The 13,124-nt window shown below is 69.2% G+C and carries 12 protein-coding genes and 1 pseudogene; 12 read left to right on the forward strand and 1 reads right to left on the reverse strand.

What is annotated here, in order from left to right; all coding sequences use genetic code 11:
- Nucleotides 1-29: 29 nt before the first annotated feature.
- Genes AC5Y43_RS15610 through AC5Y43_RS15635 form a run of 6 tightly spaced genes read left to right on the forward strand, consistent with a single transcriptional unit; the run spans nucleotide 30 to nucleotide 5,881 of the window.
- Nucleotides 30-1,157, forward strand: a complete 1,128-nt coding sequence (locus AC5Y43_RS15610) for an LLM class flavin-dependent oxidoreductase (protein ID WP_499973870.1) — start codon at nucleotides 30-32, stop codon at nucleotides 1,155-1,157.
- Entirely contained in the window at nucleotides 1,154-2,323 is a 1,170-nt protein-coding gene (locus tag AC5Y43_RS15615; RefSeq protein WP_499973872.1) for a sulfotransferase family protein, read from the forward strand. The genes AC5Y43_RS15610 and AC5Y43_RS15615 overlap by 4 nt, the downstream gene beginning before the upstream one ends.
- Nucleotide 2,324: 1 nt before the next feature.
- A complete protein-coding gene (locus tag AC5Y43_RS15620; protein WP_499973873.1) occupies nucleotides 2,325-3,122 on the forward strand; it encodes a sugar phosphate isomerase/epimerase family protein in 798 nt (265 codons plus the stop codon).
- Nucleotides 3,123-3,124: 2 nt separating this feature from the next.
- Nucleotides 3,125-4,333: a DUF1214 domain-containing protein gene (locus tag AC5Y43_RS15625; RefSeq protein WP_499974033.1), complete on the forward strand. Its 1,209-nt coding sequence runs from the start codon at nucleotides 3,125-3,127 to the stop codon at nucleotides 4,331-4,333.
- Between the two features lie 22 nt (nucleotides 4,334-4,355).
- Nucleotides 4,356-5,270: an Rv0045c family esterase gene (locus tag AC5Y43_RS15630; RefSeq protein ID WP_499973875.1), complete on the forward strand. Its 915-nt coding sequence runs from the start codon at nucleotides 4,356-4,358 to the stop codon at nucleotides 5,268-5,270.
- Nucleotides 5,271-5,275: 5 nt separating this feature from the next.
- Nucleotides 5,276-5,881 carry a TetR/AcrR family transcriptional regulator gene (locus AC5Y43_RS15635; protein WP_499973876.1) on the forward strand — a complete coding sequence of 202 codons (606 nt, stop codon included), beginning with the start codon at nucleotides 5,276-5,278 and terminating at the stop codon, nucleotides 5,879-5,881.
- Here the strand turns inward: AC5Y43_RS15635 and AC5Y43_RS15640 are convergent.
- Nucleotides 5,822-6,835, reverse strand: a complete 1,014-nt coding sequence (locus AC5Y43_RS15640; RefSeq protein WP_499973878.1) for an NAD-dependent epimerase/dehydratase family protein — start codon at nucleotides 6,833-6,835, stop codon at nucleotides 5,822-5,824. The two genes, AC5Y43_RS15635 and AC5Y43_RS15640, sit on opposite strands and share 60 nt — an antisense overlap.
- Before the next feature lie 35 nt (nucleotides 6,836-6,870).
- Here AC5Y43_RS15640 and AC5Y43_RS15645 point away from each other — a divergent pair, with 35 nt between their 5' ends.
- The 6 genes and pseudogenes from AC5Y43_RS15645 to AC5Y43_RS15670 all read left to right on the forward strand — a co-directional run bounded on the left by AC5Y43_RS15645 (nucleotide 6,871) and on the right by AC5Y43_RS15670 (nucleotide 13,076).
- Nucleotides 6,871-8,061, forward strand: a complete 1,191-nt coding sequence (locus tag AC5Y43_RS15645; RefSeq protein WP_499974034.1) for an NADH:flavin oxidoreductase — start codon at nucleotides 6,871-6,873, stop codon at nucleotides 8,059-8,061.
- A 19-nt stretch (nucleotides 8,062-8,080) separates the two neighbouring features.
- Nucleotides 8,081-8,860: an LLM class F420-dependent oxidoreductase gene (locus AC5Y43_RS15650; RefSeq protein WP_499973880.1), complete on the forward strand. Its 780-nt coding sequence runs from the start codon at nucleotides 8,081-8,083 to the stop codon at nucleotides 8,858-8,860.
- 129 nt (nucleotides 8,861-8,989) lie between these two features.
- Nucleotides 8,990-9,741: pseudogene (locus tag AC5Y43_RS15655) on the forward strand (GntR family transcriptional regulator).
- Nucleotides 9,742-9,779: 38 nt separating this feature from the next.
- Nucleotides 9,780-11,597 carry an ABC transporter substrate-binding protein/permease gene (locus tag AC5Y43_RS15660; protein WP_499973881.1) on the forward strand — a complete coding sequence of 606 codons (1,818 nt, stop codon included), beginning with the start codon at nucleotides 9,780-9,782 and terminating at the stop codon, nucleotides 11,595-11,597.
- Nucleotides 11,594-12,343 carry an amino acid ABC transporter ATP-binding protein gene (locus tag AC5Y43_RS15665; RefSeq protein WP_499973883.1) on the forward strand — a complete coding sequence of 250 codons (750 nt, stop codon included), beginning with the start codon at nucleotides 11,594-11,596 and terminating at the stop codon, nucleotides 12,341-12,343. The genes AC5Y43_RS15660 and AC5Y43_RS15665 overlap by 4 nt, the downstream gene beginning before the upstream one ends.
- A 235-nt stretch (nucleotides 12,344-12,578) precedes the next feature.
- On the forward strand, nucleotides 12,579-13,076 hold the full coding sequence (locus tag AC5Y43_RS15670) for a MarR family winged helix-turn-helix transcriptional regulator (RefSeq protein WP_499973885.1): 498 nt from the start codon (nucleotides 12,579-12,581) through the stop codon (nucleotides 13,074-13,076).
- The last annotated feature ends 48 nt before the right edge of the window (nucleotides 13,077-13,124 follow it).

Below are 13,124 nucleotides of genomic sequence, written 5' to 3' on the forward strand. Positions count from 1 at the left end.
GCTGTGCAGGTGCTTAGCATAGCTAGCTGATGAGAGTTCAGCCCGCCGCGTTCCTCCGCACGACCCTGCCCCTCGACTTGTCGCAGCTGGCAGAACTCGACGGCGGGCGCTATCACTCGATCTGGCTGCCGGATCACATGGTCAGCTTCTGGCCGGACTCGATCTGGACTCCCGAGTTCACCGACCTCGCCACCGCATCCCCGTCGCCGCATCGCCACCTCGACGGGCTGGCGGTCGCCGCGGCCGCGGCCGTCCTCACCGAGCGGGTGCCGCTCGTCAGCGCCGTCGTCGACACCGTGCGGCGGCATCCCTGCATGCTCGCGCAGACCGCGCTGACCATCGGCCACCTGGCCAAGGGGCGGTTCATCCTCGGCCTGGGCAGCGGCGAAAGCGAGAACACCCTGCCCTACGGGTTCGACTTCGCCCGGCCGGTCAGCCGATTCGAGGAAGCCCTGGCGGTGATCCGGCTGCTCTGGGAAAGCGACGGACCCGTCGACTTCGAGGGGCGGTTCTACACGCTGCACCACGCCCGCCTGGACACCGAGCCGTACGCGGGAACCCCGCCGCGAATCTGGATCGGCGCCAGCGGCCCGCGGATGCTCGACGTCGCCGGCCGCCACGCCGACGGGTGGTGGCCCGCCGGGGCCTGGTCCCCGGAGCACTACGCCGAGATGCTGTCCGCCGTAAGGGCTTCGGCCGAGCGCGCCGCCCGGGATCCGCTGGCGATCACACCGTGTTTCATCCAGGTGTGCCTGCTCGGCAAGGACGACGACGCCCTGGCCGAGGTCCTGCAGGCGCCGCTGGTCAAGGCGTTTTTGCTGCAGGTGTCGGCGGAGACGTTGCGCGGCTTGGGTTTTGAGCATCCCATGGGCGACGGGTGGCGCGGGTTCCAGGACATCGACCCCGCGGTGCTCACCCGCGAACGCATCATCGCGTTCCTGGACGACGTGCGCCCCGACATGCTGCTGGCCGTCGTGCCGCACGGGACCCCGACAGAGGTCGCCAAGATCATCAAGACCTATGTCGACGCGGGCTTGCGCGTGCCCAAGATCCTCGATTACGGCGCGATGGCGGGACTGGACTACGCCGCCGCGTCGGCGACGAATGTGCGTGCGGCCGAAGACGAATTGCTGCGGCTCTGCGGGGAGCCGGCGTGAGCGCACAGCTGGACGCGGCCGAGTTGCTGCGCGCCGCCGAGACCGAGACCGGGCTGCGCGACTACGGCGATCCCACCTTTCCGCAGCGGTTCGCCGTCGCCGTCGAGCACCTCAACGGCCTGGGCATGGACAGCGACGGCAACGAGCAGGCCGCGCGGGTGTGCCGGTGGCTTTTGACCTCGCGCCTGGAGTTCATCGAGGACCGCAGCCGGTATCCGATCGGCGACGAAGTCGTCGACGCGCCGATGTTCGTCACCGGCGAACCCCGTTCGGGCACAACGCTCATGCACGCGCTGATGTCGGTGGATCCGCACGCGCGGGCGCTGCGCTTCTGGGAGGTGATGTATCCCTCGCCGCCGCCGGGCCTCGCCACGCCCGACGACGACCGGCGTGAGCGGGCCGACGCGGACTGGCGCGAGATCAACGCCAAGATGCCCAAGTGGCTGCACAGCCACCCCTACAACGACATGCTCGGCGAGGGGCTGCCCGAGGACGAACGCACCTGGGCGTTCGACTTCCGGGTCATGACGCCGACGGCCTGGTGGCGGGTGCCGATGCAGTCGCTGGTCGGCGGCCTGGCGACCGACGCGGCCGCGCAATACCGGCTGCACAAGGCCATGCTGCAGCAGTTGCAGTACAACCGGCCGCGAAAGTACTGGGCGCTGAAGGGGTTTCACGGCTTCCGGCTCAAGGAGATGTTCGACGCCTACCCCGACGCCTCGCTGGTCTGGCTGCACCGCGACCCGGTGCAGGTCGCCGCGTCGCGCACCATGATGATGGCCGACATCGCCGAAGGCATGGTCGGTCCCGTCGACCTCCACGCCTTGGCGAAGATGCATTTGGAGCTCACGCGTGCCGGCGTCGCCAACACCATGAGCAATCCCCTGGTCGACGACCCACGCATCCTGCACGTCCGCTACACCGACTTCATCGCCGACCAGGTGGCGACGGTGCGGCGCTACTACACGTTCGCCGGCCGCTCGGTCACGCCGGAGGCCGAGTCGGCCATGCGCGCCTACCTCGCCGACAACCGCGGCGACCGCTACGGCAAGTTCCACTATTCCACCCAACTGCTGATCGACATCGGCGAAGACCTCGACGCCCTGCACGCCGAATTCCGGCCGTTCCGTGAGCGATTCGATGTCCCGATCGAAAATCGGGGCTGACGTGGCTCACAACCGGTTGTCGGTGCACAACGTCACCTTCTACGGCGACTCGCCGGCCGCGCTGCGGGAACACTGGGCGGCGCTCGGCGTATCGCGGCTGAGCATCCTGGACAGTCAGCTCCTCGACCCCGAGTTCCCGACGTTCTTGGGGCGCAGCGGCTACACCGTAGAAGCGGTCTACCACCTGTTCGCCGACGGCCGGTTGTCCACCGACCCCCGCGCCGCGCGCGACGCGCTGTGCCGCGTGATCGACGGCGCGGCCGGCGTAGGCGCGCGCACCGTCTACCTGCTCACCGGCGGCCGCGGCGACATGAGCTGGGAGAGCGCCGCCGACCGATTCCGCGCCATGGTCACCCCCTGCGTGGAGCGGGCCCGGCAGACGGGGGTGGCGCTGGCGGTCGAGAACGCGTCCAGCCTCTACGCCGACATGCACCTCGCCCACACGCTGCGCGACACCGTAACCCTGGCCGAGATGTGCGGGCTGGACGTCTGCATCGACGTGTTCCACTGCTGGGCCGAAGGCGATTTCGAGTCGATGGTGCAACGCGCCCTGCCCCGCACCGCGCTCATCCAGTTGAGCGACTACGTCCTCGGCGACCGGGCCCTGCCGGGCCGCGCGGTGCCCGGCGACGGCGTCATCCCGGTCGAGGCGTTCGTCACGCAGGCCCTCGCCGGCGGCTACGCGCACGGCTTCGACCTCGAACTCATCGGTCCCCGGATCGACGCCGAGGGCCGCCTGCAATCCGCCCGGCGCGCGTGTGACGCCGTCGGGGCAATGCTGACCAGACTGGGCGTATGACAATGGCTTTCGGCGACGGCACCGACGACGCGGGCCTGCAATCGGCGTGGAACGAATTTTGCGAGCAGCTGCGGCGAGCCGGCGAACAGGTCTTCAAGGAGGCCAACGCCGCATCGGGCGTGCAGCGCGCCGACGCTTTCCGCTTCCTCACCCAAAACCTCGGCCAGGCCTTCGATTTGGCGCTGGAGACCCGCGCCACCCGCTACCCGGCACTGCACACCTTCTGCGGGCCCACCCGCAAGCTCGGTGGAGACTGCGCCGACTTCACCTACCAGCAGGCGTGGATCGACGGGCAGTCGACCTACCGGCTGACCGGCAACCGCGGCAGCGCCCGATTCTTCAACGTCACCGTCCAGGGCGCCCGCGTCCCCGGCCCCGGTGTGCTGCACGAGCCGTTCGGTGACACACCGCAGGCCAACCTGCTCGGACACCAACTCGTCGACGACGACGACGGGACGTTCGAAATCTACATCGGCGGCCCCGAACGCGGCCCCAACTGGCTGCCCACCACCGCCGAGTCACGCAAGTTGTTCATCCGCCAGGGGTTTGACCGGTGGGACGAAGTGCCCGCGCAAATGCGGATCGAGCGAACCGACATGGCCTCCCCCAAGCCTCTTCCCACCCCTGCCGCCATGGTCGAGGCGATGGGCTGGGCCGGCGACTTCGTCACCGGTCTGATGTCGGACTGGCCCGAGTTCCCGTTCACCTACGGGGGCGTCGACGCCGACCACCCGAACACCTTCCCGAGCGCCGCCGCGACCGACGCCGACGGCAAGCGCGGCCGCGCCGCGGCCAACATGTACTGGGAACTGCGGCCCGACGAGGCGTTGATCGTGGAGTTCGACGCCCACGACGGGCTGTGGATGTTCACCAACATGGGCATCTTCTTCAACAGCATGGACTACCTGTACCGCCCGGTGAGCTACACGCCGAGCCGCACCAAGACCGACCGCGACGGGCGGGTGCGGCTCGTCATGGCGCACCGTGATCCGAACGTGCACAACTGGCTCGACACCCAGGGCTTCACCCGCGGGAACCTGACCTACCGGCACATGCTCGAAGGCGAGCCCGCCGTCCTGAACACGAGAGTCGTCAAGCATGACGACCTGCCCGGGGTACTGCCCCCCGACACCGCCACGGTCAGCCCCGAAGAGCGCACCGCCGCGATGTGGGAGCGGTTCCAGTGCATTCGGCGTCGCTACGTCTTGTAGGGGTGTTCTAGTGTCGAAGATCGTGACCGAGATATCTGAGGACGGCCTGACCGAACTATCGGAATTCGCGCTGTTATCCGAGAACGCCGAGCAGGCCGGCGTCGCGGGACCCCTGCCGGACGTCGAGCGGGTGGACCGGGGCGCCGGGGAGGCCGCGATCAGCGCCCTGCGCTGGGGCCGCACCGCCCCGCGGATCGTGTTCTTCCACGGCGGCGGCCAGAACGCCCATACCTGGGACACCGTCCTCGTGGGCCTCGGTCAGCCCGCGCTGGCCGTAGACCTGCCCGGCCACGGACATTCTGGCTGGCGCGAAGACGGTGACTACTCGCCCCACCACAACGCCGACGCGCTGGCGCCCGCACTGCGCGACCTGGCGCCCGACGCCGACCTCGTCGTGGGCATGTCCCTGGGCGGGTTGACCGCCATCCGGCTGGCCGCCGTGGCCCCAGAGCTGGTGCGCGAACTCGTCCTCATCGACGTCACCCCCTCGGCGCTGCAACGGCATTCCGAGCTGACCAAGGACCAGCAGGGCACCGTGGCGCTGATGCACGGCGAGCGGGAGTTCCCCAGCTTCCAGGCCATGGTGGACCTCACCATCGCCGCCGCGCCCCACCGCGAGCCGAAGGCACTGCGCCGCGGGGTCTTTCACAATTCCCGCCGGCTGGACAACGGCAACTGGACATGGCGCTACGACGCCATCCGCAAATTCCCGGACTTCGCCGGACTGTGGGACGACGTGGACAGGCTGACCGCGCCCATCACACTCATCCGCGGTGGCTCGTCGGGCTTCGTCACCGACGAGGACGCCGACGAACTCGCCCGGCGCGCAAGCGATTTCCGCGCCGCGCACGTCGTCGAGAACTCGGGGCATTCCGTGCAGAGCGACCAGCCCCTCGCGCTGATCGACCTGCTGCGCGGGGTACTCGACGCGCGCTGAGCACCATGACCGCTGCCGATCGCCGCGCCAGGCCCGCCGGACGCCCGCGCGACACCTCGATCGACGAGCGGGTGCTGTCGGTGACCCGCGAGCTGCTGGCCGAGTCCGGCTGGGACGAGCTGAGCATGCGGCTCGTCGCCGCGCGGGCGGGGGTCGGCCGCTCCAGCCTGAACCGGCGCTGGTCGTCGAAGGCGGAGCTGGTACTCGCTGCGATCCTCGGCGAAACCCCGGACCTGGCACCGTTTTTCGGCACCGACTTGGCGGGCTGGATCGAATGGGTGGTGCGGGGCAGCCACGAACTGTTCAGCAGGCCCGACGTGCGGGCCGCGGTACCGGGGTTGCTGCTGGCCCTGCGTGAAAACGACAACCTCCGCAGGGATTTGTGGGCGAGGTTCAGCGGGCCGGCGGTACGGCTTTTCGCCGAGGACGTGCACGCGACGACGGCCGCCCAGCGACGGCGTGCCGACGCCGACGCCCGGGCGACCCTGGCGATGGCGGCGGGTGCCGCGTTGTTCGTCACGACCGTCGCCGTCGAGGACCACTCCGAGAAGCTACAGAGCCGGATCGCTCAATTGTTGACCGCCGCCATCGCCGCGTCCCACCCGCAGTGACTCGGCGATCGCGGCTTTCGGGCACCGCCAGGTCATTCCGAGATCGCGCAACGTGTTGCTGTCGTCGGTCGGTGTGGCGGCGGTGAGCAGCATGGCCGCCTCGTAACTGAGCCCATCGCCGAGCGGAACGTAGCGGCCGGCAACATCGGCGAGACGGCCCATGGCGCGCAACGCTTTCGGCGACAGCGGGACGCGCCGTATCCGCCGCCCCAAGCCGTCCTCGAGCGCGTCGATCATCTCGTCAAAGGTCAGCAACACCCCGCCGCACACGTAGCGGCGCGGGCCGCGACCGGCCACCATGATGCGCGCGTGCACCTCGGCCACGTCGCGCACGTCGACCATCTGCATGCCGCCGCGCACGCTGGGAGCCGCCGCCCACCGGACGATCGGCGCCCACCCCCGCTCGGTGACGCCCGCCGCGGTGCCGAACGCCGGCCCCACGACGCTGGACGGATACGTCACCACGACGGGCGCACCGTCCGCCTGCAGCCGGCGGGCGACGCGATCCGCGTAGCCCTTGGTCTTCGCGTACGCGCTGCGCCCGGACGCCGTCGGGGAGTCGGGTGAAATGATCCCGTTCGGCGGCGGGAACAGCGCGCTGTAGCTGCTGACCAAGACGATCGGGTCGAGCCGGGAGGCGGCCGCGCAGGCCAGAATCGCCTCCGTCGCATAGGCATTGACGTCCCACATGGCCTGCGCCCGGCGCTCATCGGTGCCGACGATGCCGGCCGCGTGCACGACGGCGTCGGCGCCGTCGAGGAGCGCCTCGATGGTCGGGGCGGCGCGTACGTCGCCGACGAGCACCGTCGCGGGCCCGAGCGCCTTTAGCCGCTCGATCACGGAGCCGGGATCGTCCGGGGCCACCAGCAGCCGCACCCGATGACCCGCGCCCAGCAACGCCCGCACCGTATGCGCGCCCAGGTAGCCCGTTCCACCCGTCACCGCGATCTGCACTGGCCCGCCTCCTTTGGTGCTATATTTCGATGCCAATGGTATCGAAACAGGCTTTCACGCCGGCGCGGCTGGGTCCACTGACGCTGAAGAACCGCTTCGTCAAGGCGGCGACCTTCGAGGGCGTGATGCCCCGCGGGCAGGTCACCGATGCCCTCGTCGACTTCCACACCGAGGTCGCGCGGGGCGGGGCGGCCATGACCACGGTCGCCTACTGCGCCATCTCCCCCGGCGGCCGCGTGCACCGCGACACCATCGTGCTGGACCGCGATCGCATCCCGCAGTTGCGCCGCCTGACCGACGCCGTCCACGCCGAGGGCGCCCTGGTCTGCGCGCAGATCGGGCACGCGGGCCTGGTCGCCAACACGCTGTCGACCAAGACGCCCACGCTGGCGCCGTCGACGCGGCTCAGCCCACCGGCCATGGGGCTGGTCCGCGGCGCCACCACCGACCAACTCGACGGGGTGGTCGACGCCTTCGGCGCCGCGGCCGCGAACGCAGTGGAGGCGGGCTTCGACGCGGTCGAAATCCACATGGGCCACGGCTACCTGCTCAGCTCGTTCTTCAGCCCGAACCTGAACAAGCGCACCGACCGCTACGGCGGCGACACCGCGCGCCGCGCCGAACTGGCCCGCCGCGTCGCCGAACGGGTGCGGCTTACCGTCGGTCAATCCGCCGCCGTCACAGCGAAGTTCAACATGGACGACGGCGTGCGCGGCGGCTTCTGGTTGACCGACAGCCTGCCCACCGCGCGCCTGCTCGAGTCCGACGGCCACCTCGACGGGCTGCAGCTCACCGGAGGCAGCTCGCTGCTCAACCCGATGTACTACTTCCGCGGCGACGTCCCCCTCGACGAATTCATCGCCTCCCAGCCCCGGCTGGTGGGCCTCGGTCTGCGTGTTCTCGGGCGGCGGATGTTCCGCGCCTATCCCTTCGAGGAGGCCTTCTTTTTGCCGCTTGCCCGCCAGTTCCGCGCGGCCCTGTCGCTGCCGCTGATGGTGCTCGGCGGGCTGAACCGCCTCGACACTGTCGAAACCGCGCTCGGCGAGGGTTTCGAGTTCGTCGCGATGGCCCGTGCGTTGCTGCGAGAACCCAACCTGGTCAACCGTTTTCAGGAAGGCGCCGCGACCGAGGGCCGGTGCATCCACTGCATGAAATGCATGCCGACCGTCTACACCGGGACGCAGTGCGTGGTGCGCACGCAGGTCGAGGCGGCACCGGCGGGCTGACGGGGCCTACGGTGGGCCTATGACTCACCCCATTCGGATCGGCGTCCAACTGCAGCCGCAGCACGCCCCGCAGTACAGCCAGATTCGCGACGCGGTTCGCCGCTGTGAGGACATCGGCGTCGACATCACCTTCAATTGGGATCACTTCTTCCCGCTCTACGGCGATCCCGACGGCGCGCATTTCGAATGCTGGACCATGCTCGGGGCCTGGGCCGAGCAGACGTCGCGCATCGAGATCGGCGCGCTGGTGACGTGCAACTCCTACCGCAACCCGGAGCTGCTCGCCGACATGGCCCGTACCGTCGACCACATCTCCGGCGGCCGGCTGGTGCTGGGCATCGGATCGGGCTGGAAGTACAAGGATTACGACGAGTACGGCTACGAATTCGGCACCGTCGGCAGCCGCCTCGACGACCTGGCGGCCGCGCTGCCGCGCATCAAGGCGCGGCTGGCCAAGCTCAACCCGGCGCCCACCCGCCAGATCCCCGTCCTGATCGGTGGCGGCGGCGAACGCAAGACCCTGCGGCTGGTCGCCGAGCACGCCGACATCTGGCACAGCTTCACCTCCGCCGACGAGTTCCCTGCGAAGTCGGCCGTCCTGGACCGGCACTGCGCCGACGTCGGCCGCGACCGGGCCGGCATCGAATGCTCGGCGGCGGTCAAGAACGACGGTGCCCTGATCGCCAACGCCGAAACCCTCGTGAACCTCGGTGTCACGCTGTTGACCGTCGGTTGCGACGGTCCGGACTACGACCTGAGCGACGCCGAGGCGCTGTGCAAGTGGCGCGATAGCGGCTGACCCCTCCGGCCCACCTTTCCGCGCGATTCCCCGCGATTCATGCGCCAAACACGGCAACGCGCGCGCCAACTCGTGAGAAACTCTCACCGCCGGATTTGCCCTACCGTTTGAAAGGCACTCAAGAAACGGATGCCGAAGAAATACGGGGTCAAAGAAAAAGACCAGGTTGTATCGCACATTCTCAACCTGGTGCTGACGGGGAAATTGCGCAGCGGTGACCGCGTGGACCGCAACGAGATCGCCGTTGGCCTCGGGGTTAGCCGCGTCCCGATCCAAGAGGCGCTCGTCCAACTCGAACACGACGGGATCGTGTCGACGCGCTACCACCGCGGCGCGTTTGTCGAACGATTCGACGAGGACACCGTCCTAGAACATCACGAGGTCGACGGCCTGCTCAACGGCATCGCCTCGGCGCGCGCGGCCAGCAATCCCACGCCGCGGATCCTGGGACAGCTCGACGCGCTCATGCGGTCGTTGCGCGCCGCGAAGGAGTCTCGCGCCTTTTCGGAAATAGCCGGCGACTATCGGCGCACGATCAACGACGAGTACGCGGGACCGCGGCTGCACGCCACGATTCGCGCTTCGCAAAACCTCATCCCCCGGGTGTTCTGGACGACCTACCAGGGCAGCCGCGAGGACATCCTGCCGTTCTACGAAGACGAAACCGCCGCGATCCACCGGCGCGACCCCGAGGCCGCGCGGGCCGCGTGCGTCGGCCGGTCCCACCTCATGGCCCAGACCATGCTGGCCGAACTGTTTCGGCGCCGAGTGTTCGCCGCGCCCGACGACATCGGCCAGGTCGTTTCGGGCCCGCTCCGGGTAGTCGCCGAAGCGGATGCGATCCGCGACGAGCCGTCGGTCGCCCTGTGAAGCGGCGCTGAACCGGCCGGGCCGCCGCTCGGTCGATACGGTGGCGGCGATGGGTTGGCATCTGGTCCGGCGCGCCCAGCGCCGCGGACGACTGCTCGGGCTGACCGCGGCCGTGCTCGTGGCGTGCGCCGCGGCGTCCGCGTCGCCGGCCGCGCCGGCGCGCGCCGACCGGAACCAATGCGCCCCAGCCGGATTGGACAGCGCCTACGCGCTGCCGAGCGGCCTGACCGCAGACAGCGGGGTTGGCCAGGACGACCGGCACACCACACCCACCGTCGAGCCGCTGAGCGCGATTGACCCCGGCGCCCTGGGGCTGGGGATGCCGGGCGTCTTGACCGTCGGCACCCTGTCCGACGCCCCACCCAACGTATGCATCAACCCCACCGGCAAGTTCAGCGGCTTCGACAACCAGTTGTTGCGCGCCATCGCCGACAAGCTGGGCCTGCAGGTCCGCTTCGTCGGCACCGACTTCTCCGGGCTGCTCGCCCAGGTGGCGTCGCGGCGCTTCGACGTCGGCTCGGCGTCGGTGAAGGCGACCGACGCGCGCCGGCACACGGTCGCGTTCACCAACGGCTATGACTTCGGCTACTACTCGCTCGTCGTGCCGCCGGGCTCGGCGATCCACAACTTTCGCGAGCTCGCCGCCGGCCAGCGCATCGGCGTGGTCCAGGGCACCGTGGAGGAGTCGTACGTCGTCGAGACCCTGCACCTGCAACCGGTCAAATATCCCGACTTCGCCACCGTGTACGCCAGCCTCAAAACCCGCCAGATCGACGCGTGGGTGGCCCCGGCGGGTCAGGCGGCCAACGCCATGCGACCGGGCGACCCGGCCGTGGTCGTCGCGAACACGTTCAGCGCGGGCGAATTCGTGGCCTTCGCCGTCGCGCAGGACAACCAGCCGCTGGTCGACGCCCTGAACGCCGGGCTGGACGCGGTCATCGCCGACGGCACGTGGGCGGCGCTGTACTCCCAGTGGGTGCCGCGGTCGCTGCCGCCGGGATGGAAGCCGGGGTCGCGGGCCGCGCCCGTTCCAACGCTGCCGGACTTCGCCAAGATCGCTGCGCGCCAACACCACAAGCCGGTCGGCCCCGCCGCGCCGAGATCGACGCTGGCGCAGTTGCGTGATTCCTTTTTCGACTGGGACATGTACCGCCAGGCCATCCCCACGCTGTTCACCACCGGGTTGCCCAACACGCTGATCCTGACCGGCAGCGCGGCCGTCATCGGCCTGGCGCTCGGCATGGTGCTGGCCATCGCGGGCATTTCGCGGTCGCGCTGGCTGCGCTGGCCGGCCCGGGTGTACACCGATGTCTTCCGCGGCCTGCCCGAGGTGGTGATCATCCTCATCATCGGGCTGGGCGTCGGCCCGTTGGTCGGCGGCCTGACCAACGGCAACCCCTACCCGCTGGGCATTGCGGCCCTGGGATTGATGGCCGCCGCCTACATCGGCGAAATTCTCCGCGCGGGAATCCAGAGCGTGGACAGCGGCCAGCTGGAAGCCTCCCGCGCCCTTGGGTTCAGCTATCCCGAAGCGATGCGTCTGGTGGTCGTGCCCCAGGGCGTTCGCCGGGTGTTGCCCGCGTTGGTGAATCAATTCATCGCGCTGTTGAAGGCCTCGGCGTTGGTGTACTTCCTGGGGCTGATCGCCCAGCAGCGCGAGCTGTTTCAGGTGGGCCGAGACCTCAACGCGCAGACCGGCAACCTGTCGCCGTTGGTGGCCGCCGGCGTCTTCTACTTGATGCTGACCGTCCCGTTGACGCATCTGGTGAACTACATCGACGCGCGGCTTCGCCGCGGCCGCGCGCCGGTTGAGCCCAAAGAGGATCTCGACGCGCTGGGCACGACGTTCGGCCAGGAGATGACGTGACCGCCGCCGTCCCCCAGCGTCCATCAGTATCCTTGCAAGCCAAGGCAATTCATCAAACCCTCGGCGGTACGGCGGTGCTCCGCGGCGTCGACCTGGAGGCCGCGGCCGGCAGCACAGTGGCCGTGGTCGGACCGTCCGGCTCTGGTAAGTCGACGCTGCTGCGCACCCTGAACCGACTGTACGAGCCCGACAGTGGCGACATCCTGCTGGACGGCCGGTCGGTATTGCGCGACGATCCCGACCAACTTCGCCAGCGCATCGGAATGGTGTTCCAGCAGTTCAACCTGTTCCCCCATCGCAGCGTGCTGGACAATGTCGCACTGGCACCGCGCAAGCTGCGTCGGCTGTCGGCGGACGCGGCCCGCGAGCTCGCGCTGACCCAGCTGGACCGAGTTGGTTTGAAACACAAGGCCGGTGCCCGTCCCGGCACGCTGTCCGGTGGCCAACAGCAGCGGGTAGCCATCGCCCGTGCCCTGGCGATGGCCCCGCAGGTGATGTTCTTCGACGAGGCGACCTCGGCGCTGGATCCCGAAATGGTCAAGGGCATCCTGCAATTGATCGCCGACCTCGGCGCGGACGGCATGACGATGATCGTCGTCACGCACGAGATGGGTTTTGCCCGCTCGGCCTCCGACACCGTCGTGTTCATGGACCACGGCAAGGTGGTGGAATCCGGGCCTCCCGAGCAGATATTCGAGGCCGCTCGGACCGAGCGGCTGCAGCGGTTTTTGTCCCAGGTGCTCTGAACGGTTCTTACTGCGTTCGATGGTGGCGACCCGCAGCGCCCGGCAACGCCGCGCTTGCGATCGCCACTTGGGTTCGATGGTGGCGACCCGCAGCGCCCGGCAACGCCGCGCTTGCGATCGCCACTTGCGTTCGATGGTGGCGACCCGCAGCGCCCGGCAACGCCGCGCTTGCGATCGCCACTTAGTTAGGGTAGCTCCCTTGTTACCTACCCATATCGGGTTAGACTGCCGACTTATGGCGGACAGCGAATCCACCGCGCCCGAGGTGGCCGAGCTTGCGGAAGGCCTGCACCGCGCGCTGTCCAAGCTGTTTTCGATTCTGCGCCGCGGCGACCCCAGTGGGGCGGTGGCCGGCGAGCTAACGCTGGCGCAGCTGTCGATCCTGGTCACCTTGCTCGATCAGGGTCCCATCCGGATGACCGATCTGGCCGCGCACGAACGGGTGCGGACCCCGACGACGACCGTAGCGATCCGCCGGCTGGAGAAGATCGGGCTGGTGAAGCGCTCGCGCGACCCGTCGGATCTGCGCGCGGTGCTGGTCGACATCACGCCGCGCGGACGGGCGGTTCACGCCGAGTCGCTGGCCAATCGGCACGCGGCCCTGGCCGCGATGCTCGGTCAGCTCCCCGCGTCCGACCTGGACACCCTGACGCAGGCGCTGGCGCCGCTGCAACGACTTGGCTGCGGCGAGTCGGGCCCCACGGGGGAGCCCGCGGCCCGGAAGCAGGCGTGAAAGCGCCTTAGCCACAAGCTATCTGCCGTTTTCCGTAGACTTCCGTAA

The sequence above is a fragment of the Mycobacterium sp. NGS57 genome (assembly GCF_059812405.1).

What these genes read in the sequence shown, in the direction of transcription:
- AC5Y43_RS15610 (WP_499973870.1), top strand. Translation starts at nt 30, where the DNA reads ATGAGAGTTCAGCCCGCCGCGTTCCTCCGCACGACCCTGCCCCTCGAC.
- AC5Y43_RS15670 (WP_499973885.1), top strand. Translation starts at nt 12,579, where the DNA reads ATGGCGGACAGCGAATCCACCGCGCCCGAGGTGGCCGAGCTTGCGGAA.
- AC5Y43_RS15645 (WP_499974034.1), top strand. Translation starts at nt 6,871, where the DNA reads ATGGTATCGAAACAGGCTTTCACGCCGGCGCGGCTGGGTCCACTGACG.
- AC5Y43_RS15660 (WP_499973881.1), top strand. Translation starts at nt 9,780, where the DNA reads ATGGGTTGGCATCTGGTCCGGCGCGCCCAGCGCCGCGGACGACTGCTC.
- AC5Y43_RS15650 (WP_499973880.1), top strand. Translation starts at nt 8,081, where the DNA reads ATGACTCACCCCATTCGGATCGGCGTCCAACTGCAGCCGCAGCACGCC.
- AC5Y43_RS15625 (WP_499974033.1), top strand. Translation starts at nt 3,125, where the DNA reads ATGGCTTTCGGCGACGGCACCGACGACGCGGGCCTGCAATCGGCGTGG.
- AC5Y43_RS15635 (WP_499973876.1), top strand. Translation starts at nt 5,276, where the DNA reads ATGACCGCTGCCGATCGCCGCGCCAGGCCCGCCGGACGCCCGCGCGAC.